15 protein-coding genes and 1 riboswitch are annotated in these 17,584 nt (G+C 49.0%); of the genes, 5 read left to right on the forward strand and 10 right to left on the reverse strand.

Translation table 11 applies throughout. The features are described 5' to 3' along the window. Positions 1–161 precede the first annotated feature (161 nt). Both hldE and yjeH read left to right on the forward strand, forming a co-directional pair. Positions 162–1,592, forward strand: coding sequence for a bifunctional D-glycero-beta-D-manno-heptose-7-phosphate kinase/D-glycero-beta-D-manno-heptose 1-phosphate adenylyltransferase HldE (gene hldE, locus RSC70_RS19080; RefSeq protein ID WP_040046242.1), 1,431 nt, complete (start codon positions 162–164; stop codon positions 1,590–1,592). A 30-nt stretch (positions 1,593–1,622) separates the two neighbouring features. Continuing rightward, on the forward strand, positions 1,623–2,879 hold the full coding sequence (gene yjeH, locus RSC70_RS19085; protein WP_234618792.1) for an L-methionine/branched-chain amino acid transporter: 1,257 nt from the start codon (positions 1,623–1,625) through the stop codon (positions 2,877–2,879). A 68-nt stretch (positions 2,880–2,947) separates the two neighbouring features. Here yjeH and ubiK read toward each other — a convergent pair whose 3' ends face one another. Beyond that, on the reverse strand, positions 2,948–3,226 hold the full coding sequence (gene ubiK / locus RSC70_RS19090; RefSeq protein ID WP_040046240.1) for a ubiquinone biosynthesis accessory factor UbiK: 279 nt from the start codon (positions 3,224–3,226) through the stop codon (positions 2,948–2,950). Positions 3,227–3,433: 207 nt separating this feature from the next. After that, positions 3,434–3,613, forward strand: a riboswitch (FMN riboswitch). A 119-nt stretch (positions 3,614–3,732) separates the two neighbouring features. Between ubiK and ribB the strand changes: the two genes are divergently transcribed. Then, positions 3,733–4,386, forward strand: coding sequence for a 3,4-dihydroxy-2-butanone-4-phosphate synthase (gene ribB, locus RSC70_RS19095; RefSeq protein ID WP_332543180.1), 654 nt, complete (start codon positions 3,733–3,735; stop codon positions 4,384–4,386). A gap of 79 nt (positions 4,387–4,465) precedes the next feature. On the opposite strand, the gene zupT is transcribed toward ribB, so the two are convergent. Next, entirely contained in the window at positions 4,466–5,239 is a 774-nt protein-coding gene (zupT, locus tag RSC70_RS19100; protein WP_040046239.1) for a zinc transporter ZupT, read from the reverse strand. Positions 5,240–5,470: 231 nt separating this feature from the next. Here zupT and ygiD point away from each other — a divergent pair, with 231 nt between their 5' ends. Further along, the gene (ygiD, locus tag RSC70_RS19105) at positions 5,471–6,253 is read left to right on the forward strand and encodes a 4,5-DOPA dioxygenase extradiol (protein WP_130985382.1); all 783 of its coding nucleotides are present in this window, start codon (positions 5,471–5,473) and stop codon (positions 6,251–6,253) included. A 63-nt stretch (positions 6,254–6,316) separates the two neighbouring features. Here ygiD and RSC70_RS19110 read toward each other — a convergent pair whose 3' ends face one another. The 8 genes from RSC70_RS19110 to RSC70_RS19145 form a co-directional block, all read right to left on the reverse strand. Then, on the reverse strand, positions 6,317–7,531 hold the full coding sequence (locus RSC70_RS19110; protein ID WP_172722371.1) for an MFS transporter: 1,215 nt from the start codon (positions 7,529–7,531) through the stop codon (positions 6,317–6,319). Positions 7,532–7,705: 174 nt separating this feature from the next. Then, positions 7,706–9,541 (reverse strand): IucA/IucC family protein, encoded by a 1,836-nt coding sequence (locus RSC70_RS19115; RefSeq protein WP_332543186.1) that lies wholly within the window; start codon positions 9,539–9,541, stop codon positions 7,706–7,708. Further along, a complete protein-coding gene (locus RSC70_RS19120) occupies positions 9,538–10,140 on the reverse strand; it encodes a GNAT family N-acetyltransferase (protein WP_234618795.1) in 603 nt (200 codons plus the stop codon). The genes RSC70_RS19115 and RSC70_RS19120 overlap by 4 nt, the downstream gene beginning before the upstream one ends. Beyond that, positions 10,137–11,477, reverse strand: a complete 1,341-nt coding sequence (locus RSC70_RS19125; protein WP_103009000.1) for a lysine N(6)-hydroxylase/L-ornithine N(5)-oxygenase family protein — start codon at positions 11,475–11,477, stop codon at positions 10,137–10,139. The genes RSC70_RS19120 and RSC70_RS19125 overlap by 4 nt, the downstream gene beginning before the upstream one ends. 174 nt (positions 11,478–11,651) lie before the next feature. Continuing rightward, positions 11,652–13,826 carry a TonB-dependent siderophore receptor gene (locus tag RSC70_RS19130; protein WP_025799055.1) on the reverse strand — a complete coding sequence of 725 codons (2,175 nt, stop codon included), beginning with the start codon at positions 13,824–13,826 and terminating at the stop codon, positions 11,652–11,654. A 336-nt stretch (positions 13,827–14,162) separates the two neighbouring features. Further along, on the reverse strand, positions 14,163–14,537 hold the full coding sequence (locus RSC70_RS19135) for a DUF805 domain-containing protein (protein WP_332543190.1): 375 nt from the start codon (positions 14,535–14,537) through the stop codon (positions 14,163–14,165). Between the two features lie 133 nt (positions 14,538–14,670). Further along, positions 14,671–15,462 carry a siderophore-iron reductase FhuF gene (gene fhuF, locus RSC70_RS19140; protein WP_282808916.1) on the reverse strand — a complete coding sequence of 264 codons (792 nt, stop codon included), beginning with the start codon at positions 15,460–15,462 and terminating at the stop codon, positions 14,671–14,673. A 316-nt stretch (positions 15,463–15,778) separates the two neighbouring features. Beyond that, positions 15,779–16,843, reverse strand: a complete 1,065-nt coding sequence (locus RSC70_RS19145) for a GGDEF domain-containing protein (RefSeq protein WP_332543196.1) — start codon at positions 16,841–16,843, stop codon at positions 15,779–15,781. Positions 16,844–17,147: 304 nt separating this feature from the next. On the opposite strand from RSC70_RS19145, the gene RSC70_RS19150 reads away from it, so the two are divergent. Next, positions 17,148–17,438 carry a DUF1435 family protein gene (locus RSC70_RS19150; RefSeq protein WP_040046230.1) on the forward strand — a complete coding sequence of 97 codons (291 nt, stop codon included), beginning with the start codon at positions 17,148–17,150 and terminating at the stop codon, positions 17,436–17,438. The last annotated feature ends 146 nt before the right edge of the window (positions 17,439–17,584 follow it).

Genomic DNA, 17,584 nt, shown 5'->3' on the forward strand with positions numbered 1-17,584 from the left:
GGAAATCAGAACCTCGCTGAATGAATTAAGGTTCTATTGTATACATAAATTACGAGGAGTTGCAGTCAGCGAGCAGCGACAACCCGTAAGAAGGGTGTAATAGAAATAGCGCTGGGTGTGATAATATCGCGCACAATCTTAGTCTTTTTTGGAGTCCGGGGATGAAAGTAACCCTACCTGATTTCCGTCATGCCAACGTTCTGGTTGTGGGTGACGTCATGTTAGATCGCTACTGGTATGGACCTACCAGCCGTATTTCACCTGAAGCGCCGGTACCGGTGGTTAAAGTGGATACCGTTGAGGAGCGTCCAGGCGGGGCGGCCAACGTGGCAATGAACATTGCGTCGCTTGGCGCGAATGCTCGTTTGGTGGGTTTAACCGGTATCGATGATGCAGCAAGAGCGCTAAGCGCTAAGCTGGGTGAAGTTAACGTTAAATGCGATTTCGTGTCTGTGCCGACGCATCCAACGATCACTAAACTGCGTGTTTTATCGCGTAATCAGCAGCTGATTCGTCTCGACTTTGAAGAGGGTTTCAGCAGTATTGATCCCCAGCCAATTTTTGAAAGAATTCAGCACGCATTGCCAAAACTGGGCGCGTTAATTTTATCCGATTATGCCAAAGGGGCATTAAATTCGGTCCAACAGATGATTCAATTAGCGCGTGCGGCGAACGTTCCTGTGCTGATTGATCCTAAAGGTACCGATTTTGAACGTTACCGAGGCGCAACGCTGCTAACGCCAAATCTGTCTGAGTTCGAAGCCGTAGTTGGCCGTTGTAAAACCGATGAAGAATTGGTTGAGCGCGGCTTACAACTGATGCGTGAATTTGAACTCACCGCGCTGCTAGTTACGCGTTCTGAGCAGGGCATGACCTTGTTGCAGCACGACCAGCCACCGTTGCATATGCCGACGCAGGCGCAAGAAGTGTATGACGTGACCGGTGCGGGCGATACGGTGATTGGTGTTCTGGCAACGTCTATCGCCGCAGGAACGTCATTGGAAGAGGCTTGCTTCTTAGCCAATGCGGGCGCGGGCGTGGTGGTGGGTAAACTGGGGACTTCTACGGTTTCACCTATCGAGCTAGAAAACGCCATTCGTGGGCGCAGCGAGACGGGCTTTGGCGTGATGAGCCAAGAAGAGTTAAAAGCCGCCGTTGCTAATGCTCGTCAGCGTGGCGAAAAAGTCGTGATGACTAACGGTGTCTTTGACATTCTGCATGCGGGACATGTTTCTTATCTGGCTAACGCACGCAAATTGGGCGATCGCCTGATCGTTGCGGTAAACAGCGATGCGTCAACCAAACGCTTGAAGGGCGAAGAGCGTCCGGTCAATGCGTTAGCACAGCGTATGATCGTACTGGCTGCGCTGGAAGCCGTGGATTGGGTTATCTCATTTGAAGAAGATACGCCGCAGCGCATTATTTCTGAGGTATTGCCGGATCTGCTGGTTAAAGGCGGTGACTACAAACCTGAAGACATCGCGGGCGGGAAAGAAGTGATCGCTGCCGGTGGTGAAGTGCGTGTGCTGAATTTTGAAGATGGTTGTTCAACCACCAATATCATCAAAACAATTCGTCAGGGCCACGAATAATCCCCCGATGAACGCTAAGCGGAACATATTGTGAGCGGATTAAAGCAAGAGCTAGGGCTGGCTCAGGGAATAGGATTGTTATCCACATCGCTGTTAGGCACGGGCGTCTTTGCTGTGCCGGCATTGGCGGCGCTGGTGGCCGGCAATGATAGCCTGTGGGCATGGCCGATTCTTATTATCCTCGTGTTTCCGATCGCGATTGGTTTCGCTGCGCTAGGGCGTCACTTCCCAAGTGCGGGCGGCGCCGCTCATTTTGTTGGCATGGCATTTGGGCCGCATATGGCGCGAGTGACCGGCTGGCTGTTTCTTTCCGTTATCCCCGTTGGTTTACCTGCGGCACTGCAAATTGCGGCGGGCTTTTGGCAGGCCATGTTTGGCTGGCATGGCTGGGAGCTGCTGCTGGTGGAAATCGGCACGCTAATGGTGGTGTGGTTTCTGGGCACTCGCGGAGCGGGTTCTAGTGCTAACTTACAGACGTTGATCGCCGGACTGGTGGTGGCTTTGGTTGCGGCCATTTGGTGGCGCGGCGGAATATCACCGGCGGAAATTCCATTCCCAGCCCCGTCAGATGTGAGCCCTCATAACCTCTTTTCCGCATTGGCCGTGATGTTTTGGTGCTTTGTTGGATTAGAAGCCTTTGCCCATTTGGCCTCTGAATTTAAAGATCCCGAGCGTGATTTTCCTCGTGCATTGATGATCGGCTTGCTACTGGCTGGCGTGGTGTACTGGGGTTGTACGGTTGCAGTCTTGCATTTCAATGCCTTCGGCGCGGAAAAAGCCGCCGCGGCATCACTGCCGGGGATCGTAGTGCAGCTATTTGGTCAAAAAGCGCTATGGGTCGCCTGTATTATTGGCTATTTGGCCTGTTTTGCCAGCCTCAATATTTACACCCAAAGCTTTGCTCGACTGGTTTGGTCACAGGCGCAGCTAAAACCACAAAGTCGTTTAGCGCAGCTTTCACCGCGTCAGGCACCGGTCAACGCGCTGAATGTTGTACTTGGCTGTTGTTTACTGTGCGCGGTGGGCATTTATGCGCTAGGTGTGGCTTTGGATGAACTGATTATTTATGCCAACGGCATTTTTATCATGATCTATCTGCTGTGTATGCTGGCGGGTTGCCGTCTACTGAAAGGACGTTCACGTCTGATGGCGGCCATAGGCAGCGTATTGTGTTTGTTATTGCTCTACATGGTTGGCTGGAAAAGCATTTATGCGATTGTGATGCTAGCCGCACTATGGGTACTGTTACCACGGCGTGCGATGGAAAGCGGATTAAACTCCCACTAGCTATCGAGCTGGGCAGCAATAAAAAACGGAAGCCTAGGCTTCCGTTTTTATGTTCATGTTCGAGTCGTTTATTCAGCGTCTTTTGCCGCTGGTGTTTCGCTTGCTGCAAGCTTTTCTTCTAGCGCAGCTAAGCGCTGTTCCATCATTGCCAGCTTCTCACGTGTGCGCAGCAAAACCTGCGTCTGAACGTCAAACTCTTCGCGATTCACTAAATCCATACGATTAAATTGTGCCTGTAGGATTTGGCGGATTTTTTTCTCGACATCATCCCCGAACTCGCGCAGTCCTTTTGGCATGGATTCATGCACCTGACGGGCAATCTGTTCAATTTTCTTCGGGTCAATCATGGCGTGTTCCTTGGTCGTTATGGTCATGCGTTAGGGCTTAAGTACCACTATCAGAACGAATGACGATGATATTGAGCTGATGCACAATAGCAGAGCTATAGCTGCATAGTGTAATGCGAGTTGGCGAATGGATAAACCTCTGTGATCGCTCTTGGATAATCTGGAATGACGATTGCCCAAACTAATCATTAGCGTTATAGTTGACCTGCTTATTCTCAGGGCGGGGTGGAAGTCCCCACCGGCGGTAAATTTATGCATAACGCATGCCTTTAAAGGCGTGGCGAAATCATAAAAAGCCCGCGAGCGCTTACGCTGCAAAGTGTAAGGACAGCAGATCTGGTGTAATTCCAGAGCCGACGGTTAGAGTCCGGATGGGAGAGAGTAACGATACCTGTTGGGTTTATCCCACTCGCGTTATTAGGCGCGTAGGCCGTAGGCTTGCGTTTGCCACTCCTCAAAGCTGCCCTGATTCTGGTAATCCATATAATTAATGAGGTTTTTTTACCATGAATCAGACTTTACTTTCCGATTTCGGTACTCCGATGGAACGTGTTGAACGTGCGCTGACTGCGCTGCGTGAAGGACGTGGTGTGATGGTGCTCGACGATGAAAATCGTGAAAACGAAGGCGACATGATTTTCCCTGCTGAAACCATGACTGAAGAACAGATGGCGCTGACCATCCGTCACGGTAGCGGCATTGTTTGCCTGTGCATCACCGAAGAGCGTCGTTTGCAGTTAGACCTGCCGATGATGGTCAGCAACAACACCAGCCATTACGGCACGGCATTTACCGTGACCATCGAAGCCGCTGAAGGCGTGACGACCGGCGTTTCTGCCAAAGACCGTTTGACTACAGTGCGTGCCGCAAGCGCTGAAGGTGCTAAGCCTTCTGACCTGCACCGCCCTGGTCATGTATTCCCGCTGCGTGCTCAAAACGGCGGCGTTCTGACTCGTCGTGGTCATACTGAAGCAACTATCGATCTGGTGACTTTAGCCGGTTTCCGTTCTGCGGGCGTACTGTGTGAACTGACCAATGACGACGGCACCATGGCGCGTGCGCCAGAAGTAATTGTGTTTGCTAACAAACATAACATGCCAGTCGTGACCATCGATGATTTGGTGGCTTACCGTCAGTCTCAAGAAAAAATCGCGAGCTGATTTTTAGCGCTGCACGAAAAAGGACAGCCTAGGCTGTCTTTTTTGCTATTTGGGCATTAAGTTTGGGTATTGTAGAGTCTTAACCGAGTGGGCTGCTTTGTAACAGCGTCAGGCTAAATCCCATCACCGTCATACCGCACAGTACGCCATAGCTTGGGTTGTTCTGCGGATCAATCTCTTTGGCTAGCGGCATCAGTTCGTCTACCGATAGCGCCACCATGATACCCGCCACCATAGCCATAATTGAGGCCATTAGCACTGGAGAGATGGCCGGTCCCAGCAGGAAGAACGCCAGCAAACCACCTAATATTTCGGCGAAGCCTGAAACGCTGGCCCACCATAGTGCCTTGGTTTTTGAGCCCGTGGCGGCATAGACTGGACCCGCAACCGCTAAGCCTTCAGGAATATTGTGAATGGCAACCGCCAGCGCAATGCCCATGCCTAATTCAAGGTCGGAGCTGGCGGTGACAAAGGTGGCAATGCCTTCCGGAAAGTTATGCAGGCTAATGCCGAGGGTCAGCAGCATGGCTGTACGGCGTAGGTTGCGTATTTTGCCTGCTTTAGGCGCATCCATCAGGTCATGTGCATGCTGGTGTGGCAACATTCTGTCCAACATGAAATAGCCCACCAGACCAATGATAAACATGCCATAGCCGAGCATCGGTGACATACCTTGGGTATCCAGCGCGGCGGGTAACATTTCCATCAAAGAAATCAGCAGCATAATCCCTGCGGCAAAGCCAAGCGCAAAAGCTAAAACCCGATTGGAGGGTTTCTGTCCGATAATGGCTAATAACGCGCCGACAAACGTGGCACCGCCGGCAAGCAAAGTCAGGATAAGTGGAACTGACATAGCGCCTCCTTGTTGATAATGATTCCTATTATTGTTTTAACCTATCTTTAAGTAAATAGCGAATACAAAGTTATTACCGATGACTCTAATAACTCAACCCCTCTGCGTCTTATATTCAAATTTACTGACAATCATCATCATAGTTATCCGGCAGACGATCGAGATAAATCTGAGTAATGTATAACCATTCGGAGGCGATGCTCTCCGCCAGACTCAGAAAAGGATAATGTTATGACTACCTCTCGTATGCCTGCGCTATTTCTCGGTCACGGTAGCCCGATGAACGTGCTGGAAGAAAACGACTACACCACGGCTTGGCGCGAGTTAGGTAAAACGTTGCCGCGTCCGAAAGCGATTGTTGCTGTTTCTGCTCATTGGTACACCCGTGGTACGTTTGTCACGGCGATGGAACAGCCGCGAACGATTCATGATTTTGGTGGATTCCCACAGGCACTGTTCGATACGCAATATCCAGCGCCAGGCTCGCCTGAACTTGCTCGTCGAGTTCAGGAATTACTGGCTCCAGAAATGGTGCATTTGGATACTAGCGAATGGGGTTTGGATCATGGTACTTGGGGCGTTTTGATCAAAATGTACCCAGATGCAGATATTCCGGTGATCCAACTGAGTATTGATGGTACTCAACCGGCTGCGTACCACTATGAATTAGGCAAAAAACTCGCGGCCTTGCGCGATGAAGGCGTGATGATTGTCGCGAGTGGAAACGTGGTACATAACCTGAGAATGGTTAAGTGGCAGGGCGAAGCGGAACCTTATCCGTGGGCATTTAGCTTTGATAATTTTGTGCGTGAGAATCTGGCATATAAAGGCGAAAACCATCCGCTGGTTAACTTTATGCAGCATGAAGGCGCTGAATTATCTAACCCGTCGCCGGAGCACTTCCTGCCGCTGCTATATGTGCTTGGTGCGTGGGACGGTGAAGAGCCGATTTCTGTGCCTGTGGACGGCATTGTGATGGCGTCGCTGAGTATGTTATCGGTAGTCGTGGGGTAGTTTCCGCAACCGAAATTCCTCCCCTGCGAAGGGGAGGGTTATCATAGGGTCAGTATGCAGAGATTAGCTACTGACCTTTTTCTTCAAAAATACCCACATCAGACCCAACCAAAGCAGCCCGCTGATTAATCCATACAGATTAAAGATCCCGCTTCCCTGCCAGAGATAAATACGTTTTGCGATTTCGATGCCCAAGGCATAAATACCAATGGTCGTCATTCCGAGCGCGGCGGCAACGGTGCCTTTGCGCATATCGCTGGCAAACAGCGTGAGGCGATATAATCCTGCGTTAATCAACCCTGTGCCGAAGGCGTAAAGGCTCAAACCCGCAATGGTCCAAAGATAAGCGTGTGGGGTAAACAATGTGCCGAAGGTGGCCAGTGCCAGACCTGCAATGATCGGCGGTGCACCGAGCCATAGCGGTTTTTCAATCGACATCTTTCCTGCGATACGTGCCAGTACTAAATTGCCCATAATGAGAGCAACAAAAATAGGCACCTGTAACCAGCCATACGCCACTGGCGTAAGCCCTTCGCCATCGATCAATATCACCGGTGAAATCGCGACCCATGCCAACAGTGGCAGAGCAGAAAAACCGATTGATGCCGCGCCGCAGACAAAGCGCAGATTGCCAAACACCTGCCGATAATCTGCCAGCAGGGACGTTAAGCGTAATTTTTCACCCTGCGACTGCGCGGTTTCCGGCATCCCTTTCCATAGACCTAACCATGCAATAAATGCCACCAAAGCGAAGACGGCAAACATGCTTTTCCACGGTGCAAATTGAATAAATGCCGCACCGGCCAGAGGGCCAATTAATGGTGCTATCAAAGCCACGTTGGCCATTAATGCCATAAGCTTGATGCTGAGCGTTTGGTCGAAGGCCTCTTGCACGGCGGCATATCCAACTGCGCCGATGAAACAGAGGCTGATGCCTTGGATAAAACGCATCAGAATAAATTGTTCAATGCTGTTGGTGAATAGCGTAGCGATACAGGCGGCGACAAACAGCATCACGCCGGTCAGCATCACCGGGCGGCGGCCAATGCGGTCAGATAGCGGCCCAAGTAGCCATTGCAGCATCATGCCACCGAATAAATACGCGGTTAATGAGGTCGGAACCCAGCTCACGTCGGCATTGAAATCACGCACCACATGGATCATGCCCGGTTGGATCATGTCGTGGGCGATGTAGGTCGCGAACTCGAATAACACCAGTGCGAGAGGAAACAGCACGGCACGGCGAGTTAGCTTAGAAGCAGCAATATAGGATGACATGTCGGGTGATTACTCGGTTTATGTAAATAGTTTGCCCCAGCATTCCCAGTGAAAAGGGAATGTAGGGGCTATAGTCGCTCAAGTCTGATTTTCGGGGCGCGTAGGGTGCGGTCTATAACGGCACCTTACGGTAAGCCCGTCTATCTTTTGCGTCAGCGGCAGTTACGTTGGTCGCTATTTAAAAACCACCAATGGGTTATCCAACTGGCCCGCAAATTTCAGATTTTGTGATGGATCGCTGAGGTTGATCATCTGGCGATTGTTAGCCAGCTGGAGGCGATTCAGACAAGAATGCGTGAAAGCAGGGCTGAACATGTCGTAGCGCTCGAAACGTTCGGCCAGCTCAGGATGCGCCTGCTGATAATCAGTCACGCATTCCGCCACGCGTTGCCAGAATTTCTCCTGCGGATAATTTCCCTGCTCATGCAGAATTGCAGCCATAAAGCGGAAGAAACCGTCGAACACATCGGTAAAGATCGACAGAATTTTAAGCTCGTCGGGTACGAATACCGCAACGCGTTTGGCCTTTTCAGGTAAGTCAGCGTCGGGATCCATTACCACGATCTCTTCGGCGATATCTTTCATAAAGACATGCACTGGAGTGTGGTTTTCCAGTACGAGGATCAGGTTTTCACCGTGTGGCATAAAGGCCAGATCGTAGGTGTACAAGCAGTGCAGCAGCGGGCTGAGATAGCTTTGCAGATAGCGCTTCAACCATTCACCGGTCTCTAAGCCAGAAGCCTGAATCATGGCTGGTAGCAACGCATTGCCATCGCGATCCTGATGCAATAGCGCCGCCATCGTCATAACACGCTGGTTCGACTGAATCAGCGCCAGCGGGCTTTCGCGCCACAGCGCCGCCATCATTTTTTTGTATGGCGTATCGCCGCTTACCGCGCTTTCGTAATAGTGATTACGATAGCCGATGGTCGCCACTTCGCGCAGCATACGGAAACCATAATCATGCAGGCAGCTGTCGTTTTCGATAAGTTCGGCCAGCCATTCGTTGATGCCCGGCGTTGTCGCCATGTAGTACGGAGACAGACCGCGCATAAAGCCCATATTGAGGATCGATAGCGCGGTTTTCACATAGCGCTTGCGTGGATGGCTGGTATTGAAAAAGGTGCGGATGGACTGTTGAGCCTGATAGTTATCGTCGCCAATGCCCAGATAAACCAGCTCGCGCTTGGCGATATCGGGGGCGAAGATCCCTGTCAGCTTATTTTGCCATTGCCACGGATGCACGGGCATAAAGATGTAGTTATTCGGATCAAGATCCTGAGCGATCAATTGCTGAGTGAAACCGTCAACGATGCTTGGTGTGAGCTCCTCTTCCAGCAACTGTTGGTAACTCAGTTCATCGATGCTGGCGAAATGCGCTTTGCTTTTATGTGCCGCAAGCCAAACAAAGTTGATTGGCGCTGCGGCTTCCGGCGCATAGGCCTGATAATCAAATGCATCAAAACCAATACGACCATTGTTTGCCACAAATGCGGGGTGGCCTTCCATCATGGCGCCTTCTAGCGTTTGGAAATCAGCCTCGAGCAGATGTTTAATCAAAACCCCTTCGCGTAGATGCTTGAAGGCGCTGCTGTATAAGGTGCTGGTGATTTCTTCCATGTAGGTGGGCAGCATTTCCTGTGGAATACCCAACACATCTTTGAATTCAATGATAAAGCGTAGCGAGTCCAGCTCTTGCTCAACGCCGTTTTGCGTTTTTTGAATAGAGTCAGCATCAATGGCCCAGTGTTCCAAGGCTAGGCGACGCGCGCGGAAGTGATAGATCACCTCGTCCTGTGGCGCAGCCAGTTGGTAATCGGCTATTTCATCGGCTGAAGTCAGTTGGCTAACGCATTCAGGCGTGATTAAGCGCTCATGCGCAAATTCGGCAATCGCCTTGCGGACGTGTAGGCGGTTGGCTTTACTCCACAGTTCGGGGGTCAGGTGAGCGATAACGTGACGGTTTTGTTCTGCTACAGGCAAATGAGAAAACTGAGTATGAGCGGTCATGCGTGGGTCTCCTGACGGGAAACAGAATGGAATTGTGCATCATGGCGCAGTGCGGCAGCGTGCTGCTCGCGATCGCAGAACGCTAGCCATGCGGTTTTGTTCGCGAGTTCGATTTGATGTTGGTAGACGAAGCCAGCGCGTTTGTTCAGACGATGGATCTTCTCATTACGCACATCGGGCTCGACCACAATACGAGCAACTCGCTCATCGCTAAACATGAACGCCACGATGGTTTGGAATACGGCCCAGGTAAAACCGCTGACCGGTTTATCCGCTGGCGCGACCAAAATGTGCATACCATAATCACTGTTTTGTGCCGGATAGCATTGGCCAACCGGATCGTGAATCGCCTGATAGCGTTCCAATAGAAACGTCGGTTTGCCTTGATACACACCGATGAACGCGCCATCGGGATGATGCTTAAGCAGATCGAGATAGAAATCCCGTACCTGCTCAACGTTTTGACCCATCATTCCCCAATAGCGGGCATAGGGTTGGCTAACCCAGCTATGCAGCAGCTCGGCATCTTGAATCGCATCCAGCGGACGTAGGGCAAAATCGCCCACTTTTTCCACCTGATGCTTAAATATATAACTCATAGCAAATCTCCGGTTTGCGGGGCGGCAAACTGTTGGAACGCAATTTGTTCTTCAATCGGGTAGTGCTCGGTTCCGGTGATTTCACGCAGGATCCATGAGTTGCGGTAGCAGGCCATACCAAGATCGGGAGTGACAAAACCGTGAGTATGCAGCTCGGCGTTTTGCACGAAGATCTCGTGGTGCTGTTTATCGATCGAGTAGTTGCGGGCAACGTCGTAACGGCCTTTTTCATCCCACGCGATCCGATCATGGATCGGTTGTAAAAATGCAGGCGGCTGGTGGCGATATCCGGTGCACAGGATCACTGCCTCGCTGTCGATGGCGAAGTGTTGATCCTGTTCATGCTGATGCAGCGCCAGATTCAAGGTTTTATGGTTAGCGGTATTTTGTACGCCGGTCAGAGCGGTATTGGTGAATAAGCGGGTATTCACATGACCGTCTAAGCGTTTGATATATAGCAGATCAAAAATATCGTTAATCAGGCTGCTGTTGATACCTTTGTAAAGCTGCTGGCTTTGCAGATTAAGCTGGTCACGTTTTTCAGCGGGCAACTGGTGGAAGTAGTCCACATACTCCGGTGATGTCATTTCCAGCGTTAGTTTGGTGTACTCCAGCGGGAAGAAGCGCGGTGCGCGAGTGACCCAGTTTAGCTGATAGCCATACTTATCAATCTCGGAGAGGAGATCGTAGTAAATTTCTGCCGCGCTTTGTCCACTGCCTACCACCGTTATAGAGCGACGGGTTTGAAGCTCTTCCTTGTGATGCAGATACTGGCCGGAATGCACCATACGTTCGGCAAAGGGCTGGCAGCACTCAGGGATAACCGGCGATGGGCCAGTGCCAAGAACCAGATGGCGAGTTTCAAATTTTAATTTCTGGCCGTTGCGCGTATCGCTGCAATGCACCTGATAGCAGCGGCTATCCTGATCGAACTCCACGCGCTCAACTTTGGTATTGAATCGTAGGTTGCTTAGGCGCTCTGTCGCCCAACGGCAATACTGGTTGTACTCTTTGCGCATCAAAAAGAAGCTTTCGCGAATATAAAACGAGTACAGACGTCCCTGCTGTTTGATGTAGTTCAGGAAACTTAGTGGGTGCGTTGGATCCGCCAGCGTCACCAGATCGGCCATAAACGGCGTTTGCAGATGCGCACTTTCCAGCATCATGCCAGGGTGCCAGTCAAAGCCTGAGTTTTGGTCGATAAATAGCGCGTTTACCTGCGACAGCGGCTGCGTGAGGCATGCTAACCCAAGATTAAATGGCCCAATACCAATGGCGATAAAATCATAAGGTTGCGCGGCGGCCTGCTGCTGAGAGGATAAGGAGAACTGGGTCATAGATCTTACCTTAGATTATTACGAGGAGTACAAATTCGATGCTCAGCATTTATCCAAATTTCTAGATTGCGGATACGGGTTGTGAATCTGGCGCTAAATCGCCAATGAATTAATTTAAAAGGTATTTTTATTCAGGGATGCCGAAATGCTCGGCATCCCTATTTTTAGATGTACTTAGAAGGAATATTTCACACCCACGACCACGGATCGCTCTGCGCCGAACCAGCAGTTATTGCTGTCGTAGCAGCTTGCGACGTAGCGTTTGTCAGTGATGTTATTCACCGCCATTTTCAGCGTGGCGTTATCCAGAGCAGGCGTTAAGTTACCTAACTCATATGATGCTGCCATGTCATACAGCGTAACGGCTGGCAATTGCTCAGTATTACTCTGGTTAGCTTCCATACGACCGATGTAACGGATACCCGCACCGACGGTGAGCCCGCGCAGGAAAGTATCGTCAATGGTGTAGTTAGCCCATGCGCTCGCGTTGTCTTTAGCCGTTTGTACCGGACGGTTGCCGATCAATGCCTTGTTAGCATCTTCGGTAATTTTCACGTCGGTATAAGCGTAGTTCGCCGTCAACAGCAGGTTTTCCAGCGGGGAAGTACGCAGTTCAAACTCATAGCCTTTCGACTCGATTTCGCCACTTTGATACTTCTCGTATGGATCAACGCCGTTCGGGTTAGACGTCAGCGCGTTCTCTTTTTTGATATCAAACACAGCGGCCGTGAAGATGGTGTTCTGGCTTGGTGTGGCAAATTTCACCCCACCTTCCCACATCTTGCTGGTTTCTGGTTTGTAAGAGCCACCGCTTTTGTTACGCCCAGCTAAAGGCTCAAAGCCTTCAGAGTAAGCAACGTACGGGGAGATGCCGTTTTCAAAGTGGTACATTGCGCCATAGCGCTGGGTGTATTTGCTTTGAGAGAAGGTTTCATCCGTATTGGCACCGTATTGCAGGCCGTAGGTGCGCTTCTCGTATTGGTCATAACGACCACCGGCCAAGATGGTTAGCTTGTCGAGATCGATAGAATCCTGCCAGTAGTAGCCGTTCTGGTGCATTGAATAGCGCACGTTGGTGGCCAGCGACGGATCCCAGGCAATATTGCCGCGGTTAATTTCGTGGTTATTGCGATCGAAGATATCGATGCTTGGCGCAGCGGCATCCTGATACTCGGTTTTGTTGTTCTGCCACTGGTAATCGAAGCCCAGCAACACATTGTGGCGCAGGAACGCGGTATCAAATTTACCGGCAATCTGGTTATCAATGTTGAAGGAATCCATGCTCTCATCGGTCATGTACATACGACGACCGAGAGTGCGGCCATCATCAGCAAGACCGGTGCTGTAGGTGTTTTCCTGATAGGCCGTGATATGCATAAAGCGGGCTTTCTGCGTGAAAGACCACTCATCGCTGAAGCGGTGATCGAACTGGTAGCCGACAGATTCTTGTTTACGCTTGTAGGCTTCCCAATTGTGATCGCCCAGATAAACGTCAGTTGGCAGTTTGCCGTAAGGAGAATACTTGAAGGTGCCTTCGCCTGGCAGAGAGGTATAAACGCCGGCATTAGGATCGTTCTGGAAGAAAGCTTGTAGCAACAGGCTATTGTTATCGTCGATATCCCAACGCAGAGAAGGCGCTAACAGATAGCGTTCATCTTTGGAGCCCTCGGCCTGCCCATCAACGGCACCGGCCAAGCCCACAAAGCGGTAGCTGACGTCGCTATCGCCAATTTGTCCGGTTGAATCGATTTTCCCTTCGCGACGATTATCGCTGCCGGTATCGAATTCCACATCGGTATTTTGGTTTTTCTGTGGTTTCTTACTGATCATGTTGACGATACCGCCTGGTGAGGCGTTACCGTATAAAACTGATGCGGGGCCTTTCATGACTTCGATACGATCGAGCATGTAGGTATCAACTTGGCCTTGAATGTTCCATTCGTTGTAAGGCAGTTGTAGGCCGTCGAGATAGTTTTCGCTGTTTTTGAATCCACGAATAGTGAATTCATCAAAACGGGTGATAGCACCACCACGGTTTTCAGTGGTTACGCCCGATACGTAGCGCAGCGCTTCGTTTAGTGAGCTTATCCCGCGCTCATCAAGCTCTTGGCCTTCAACGGTGTTGATGGTTTGTGGAGTATCTTGCGCGGTTAGATCTGATTTGGTGCCGGTATTTTCGTAGCTTCCCAGAGGTGGGAGGCTGGATTTGGCGCTGACAACGATTTTGTCTGCATCGTCTGCTGCTGCAGTATTTGTTGCTGTATCTGCGAAGACGCTCAAAGGGAATACCAAACAACCGATTGGCAACGCCGCTTTCAACGAAGAGTTAATAAACGCTTTGTATTTCATCTAATTATCCCTGCTTGAAAAAGCACGAAGATCTAATAATTAATTGTGGGCAATCTGGTCATCGCTGGATGTTAACCAGTCAATGACATCGCTATATCAAATGCGATACAGAATGATAATTATTCTCGTTAGCTTTGGTAGCTTTTCTTCGAGCTGATGAGGGAAAACTATTTTTCTTTGTGATCTCTGTCACGAATTCATGAGAGTAATTTAAGAATAACCATAAATAACTCAATGAAATTAGTTGAGTAACGGTTATTAGCAGAGGAGCTATTAATTCTATTTATATATAAGAAGATCTAACCCACCGATGAGTGGGTTAGTGGTGAGGAGATCTTATTGAATGATGCTAGCAGGTTGCTCAGCTTTTGGGTCTGCGCCATAACGGTTGGCGCCCGTGGACCCTGCTTTGCAGAGATAGATCAGTAGAATGATTGGTCCAACTAAAGGAATGAAGCTAACGAAGTAAAACCAGCCCGAATGCTCGGTGTCATGCAATCTTCTGGCGGTGAGCGCCATACAAGGGATGACAATCGCAAGTACATACAAGATCAGGATAATGTTTATGATAGCGCTGCCTGATATGAGCTCTAGTGCAAATATGATCCCGCACACGATGCCGTTGATAAGGCCAAACATCCAATATTCTTTGCGGCGGGCCCGACCACTAAAATTAGCGTAATCTTTTAATACCTTGATATACCAATTCATTGAAAACATATCCTTTGTTTTGAAGTCACACTAGGATACGTAACGAATAGGGCGTTCTTCTGACGCCGATCAAGAAAGTTATTACTTGATTTAGCAGTAATAGATAAGAATGTTTTAAGTTGACTCTACTTTTCTAGCCTAAGGTGAGCGGGCAATCACCACACTCTTTCATCTTGGGCAGCTTGTAGCGTTGGCAGCAGGTTCGGCGCTGAATAGTACCGTTACGCATCAGTACGGTGCGATAGAGTGGGTTGTCTTGGCCGTCGGGGAAAGAGGCGGAGAAAAAGAGAGACTGTTCGAGCTGTGAGAAAAGCACATCACCAATCAGGGGACGTAATTCCCCTAAATACCAATGCATCACATAGCCAATATTGCTCCACATCAGCTTAGCGTTTAAAACGCCTTGGCGCGCAATGGCGTTTACCGCTGGAATCAGATGACGCTCAACTAAGGACACCATACGTTGTAGAGGAGTGCTGTTACGGGCGTCACCGGCTATTAACTGCGGATAATAGATAAATGCCTCTGGGCGTCCACTTTCATGGAAGCGAACTTTGAACTGCCGAATATGTGGATCGAGAGGGGCTGATTGCTGAAGTAGCAACAGCATCATCGGCGGCACTAATAAACCAAAATACCACTGCGCCCACAGGGATTCTAACGGTTTGGCTTCCGGCGTTTTATCAGGGTATTCAGCGTAGTGCTCTTGCTGATAGTTTGCCATGAGCTTGGCGTAGGTTTCTGCCGTTGACCATTGCATAGCTGATAAATCGTGGCTAGCTGCGGATTCATCGATCAAGAACGTAGTGAGAAAATGAAGGGCATGCTGGCTAAAAAGCGCAGTCAGCTCTTCCGCTTCTGGCGGAAAAGCAGGAAAGACGGCTGGAAAGTAGGCATCAAATTCAGTCAGCGCAGTTATCTTCACCACAACACCCTAGAGATCAAGTATCAAAACGCAATAGTACTGATAACTATTATCAATCGCAAGATGGTGGTTGAACGAAATGTGTCATAGCGCTCATTTAGGTGAAAATTGAAAATCGTTGGTGATGACCAAGCTACATGAACGGTTTAAACATCGTTGGCGCCATAATATCGGCAAGTAAGGAACGGTGAGTTACGTTACGGGACTATATTTTTTTTAATAATTTATGTTTCAATCAACTTATCTACGGATAGCGGATAGGTTGCGCTTGGCTAGATAGAAACTATTTTCCTATCTAGCAGATTATAAAAAGAAATTAGGTTTCTTTTTGCAATAAAACTCTATTACGACCTTTCTGTTTTGATATGTACAGCGCTTGATCGGCACGCGTTATGGCATTTTCTAAATTATTGCCATGCATCTCTGAAAGCCCCGCTGAAATTGTTACCACGTTGCTTCCATTTGGCTGGTATTCATTGATTAACGCCAACTGTTCTACATGCAAACGAATATGCTCACATATTTGTATCGCGAGACTTTCAGACGCATCGCGTAAAATAAGCAAAAACTCTTCACCGCCATAACGAATGGCTAAATCTCTAGTACGAACGGCTTCTTTGATAATTTGAGCAATGCTTTTTAATGCTATATCACCGTATTGATGTCCGTAGTGATCGTTATAGAGTTTAAAGAAATCAATATCTAACATGACGACAAAGTGTTTATGCTCGGTGTCACAATCGCTGCCCATATGGTGGAATTGAAACTCGAGGCCACGGCGGTTAAGCAGCGTGGTAAGGGGATCAATCATGCTGAGATCGCTGAAGCGGGCCCTGTCTTGCTCCAACTGAGTAACTAGCCTACGTGTAAATGCCTCACGCCGCCGCGTCATTGCGTGATGCAATGACAACGCAATGATCGGTAATGTGAGAACGAATAAAATACGCATCATATTGTGGAAATCTTCCAACACAATAACGGTTATTGCGACGGGAACGGCATTAAGGCAAAACGCTAATAAGTTGTCAGAAAGCGTGACGGCTGCAATAAAAAATATGCTGAACAGATTGATCAATAAAAACTCATGGCTGTTGGCATCAACATGCTGATATTTAGCTGCTATATGAAACGACCATAGCAATCCTAGCAATAGAGAAGCAACGTTGAGCTTCAGCAGATATTTGTCGCGATGCCATATCAATGATATGGACGAGAATAGGCAAAAGACAAAAACGCCAATGCCTGCAATCGTATACGGCGGATCTGTCTGTAATGGATTGAGCAGCGCATAAAACGATGTAGCACCATTTAACAGGATAAATAGCAGGAATGTCATATGGCTTTTGCTATTTAATAGGTCGTCGTAGTTTTTTGCGTTCATTAAATAAGGCTCGTGACTGTCAATATCGCTCAAAATAAAAATAGAAAATGGCAGTAATATGTTAGCTGTTAGACAAGAATTTTCTTAGGGATGTCTGATGTGGCGATAAAACTAACAGCTTTGATCTAAGATGTCATGCGCTTGTAATCAATGTGGGTTATATCGCCTTTTTTTGAGTAAATATCGTACAGTGCCTTTGCGTGTCCTGCCGATCTAATGCCTTTACACATACATAATTCATGGGTGAAACGGTCCATGAGTCAGTATATGATATTGGGAATTATTATCATTTATGGTGCGGATTATGCTGATTGCTGCGATGGCGTTTCTGGTGGTGTGGGGGATAAGTTTATGGGCTTGTAAATCGCTCAGCGGGATTTGGGGGATAAGCTTGCCGACGTTAGTGCTCCCCATGCTGATTGTTTCCAATCTCAACTTATCTTTTTTAAAAGGCATGATGGTGCTGGCCATGTTGGTCACGTTGGCGATGCTGTTTAATCCACGTCTGCGCAACTATGTGCTGCTTCCATCAGGGCTGGCTCTGGCGGGAGGATTAGCGACAATTTCATTAAATTACAATTATTTTGGGATTTAATATGCGGGTGTACGAGCGATAGATTATTTGAATTGAAAGGGAAATGGTAAAAAGTAAAACAAAGGGATTTGAAGAAGACTAGCTGAGGAAGAAGAAACAATCTGTTGGTGCGAAGAGAGGGACTTGAACCCTCACGTCCGTAAGAA

It is taken from the genome of Hafnia sp., assembly GCF_036648275.1.
GTDB lineage: Bacteria > Pseudomonadota > Gammaproteobacteria > Enterobacterales > Enterobacteriaceae > Hafnia > Hafnia alvei.

Coding starts and splice junctions, on each gene's coding strand:
- RSC70_RS19120 (WP_234618795.1), bottom strand. CDS start 10,140: ATGAGTTATATATTTAAGCATCAGGTGGAAAAAGTGGGCGATTTTGCC.
- RSC70_RS19125 (WP_103009000.1), bottom strand. CDS start 11,477: ATGACCCAGTTCTCCTTATCCTCTCAGCAGCAGGCCGCCGCGCAACCT.
- ygiD (WP_130985382.1), top strand. CDS start 5,471: ATGACTACCTCTCGTATGCCTGCGCTATTTCTCGGTCACGGTAGCCCG.
- ribB (WP_332543180.1), top strand. CDS start 3,733: ATGAATCAGACTTTACTTTCCGATTTCGGTACTCCGATGGAACGTGTT.
- ubiK (WP_040046240.1), bottom strand. CDS start 3,226: ATGATTGACCCGAAGAAAATTGAACAGATTGCCCGTCAGGTGCATGAA.
- RSC70_RS19130 (WP_025799055.1), bottom strand. CDS start 13,826: ATGAAATACAAAGCGTTTATTAACTCTTCGTTGAAAGCGGCGTTGCCA.
- RSC70_RS19150 (WP_040046230.1), top strand. CDS start 17,148: ATGCTGATTGCTGCGATGGCGTTTCTGGTGGTGTGGGGGATAAGTTTA.
- zupT (WP_040046239.1), bottom strand. CDS start 5,239: ATGTCAGTTCCACTTATCCTGACTTTGCTTGCCGGCGGTGCCACGTTT.
- RSC70_RS19145 (WP_332543196.1), bottom strand. CDS start 16,843: ATGAACGCAAAAAACTACGACGACCTATTAAATAGCAAAAGCCATATG.
- hldE (WP_040046242.1), top strand. CDS start 162: ATGAAAGTAACCCTACCTGATTTCCGTCATGCCAACGTTCTGGTTGTG.
- RSC70_RS19110 (WP_172722371.1), bottom strand. CDS start 7,531: ATGTCATCCTATATTGCTGCTTCTAAGCTAACTCGCCGTGCCGTGCTG.
- RSC70_RS19135 (WP_332543190.1), bottom strand. CDS start 14,537: ATGAATTGGTATATCAAGGTATTAAAAGATTACGCTAATTTTAGTGGT.
- RSC70_RS19115 (WP_332543186.1), bottom strand. CDS start 9,541: ATGACCGCTCATACTCAGTTTTCTCATTTGCCTGTAGCAGAACAAAAC.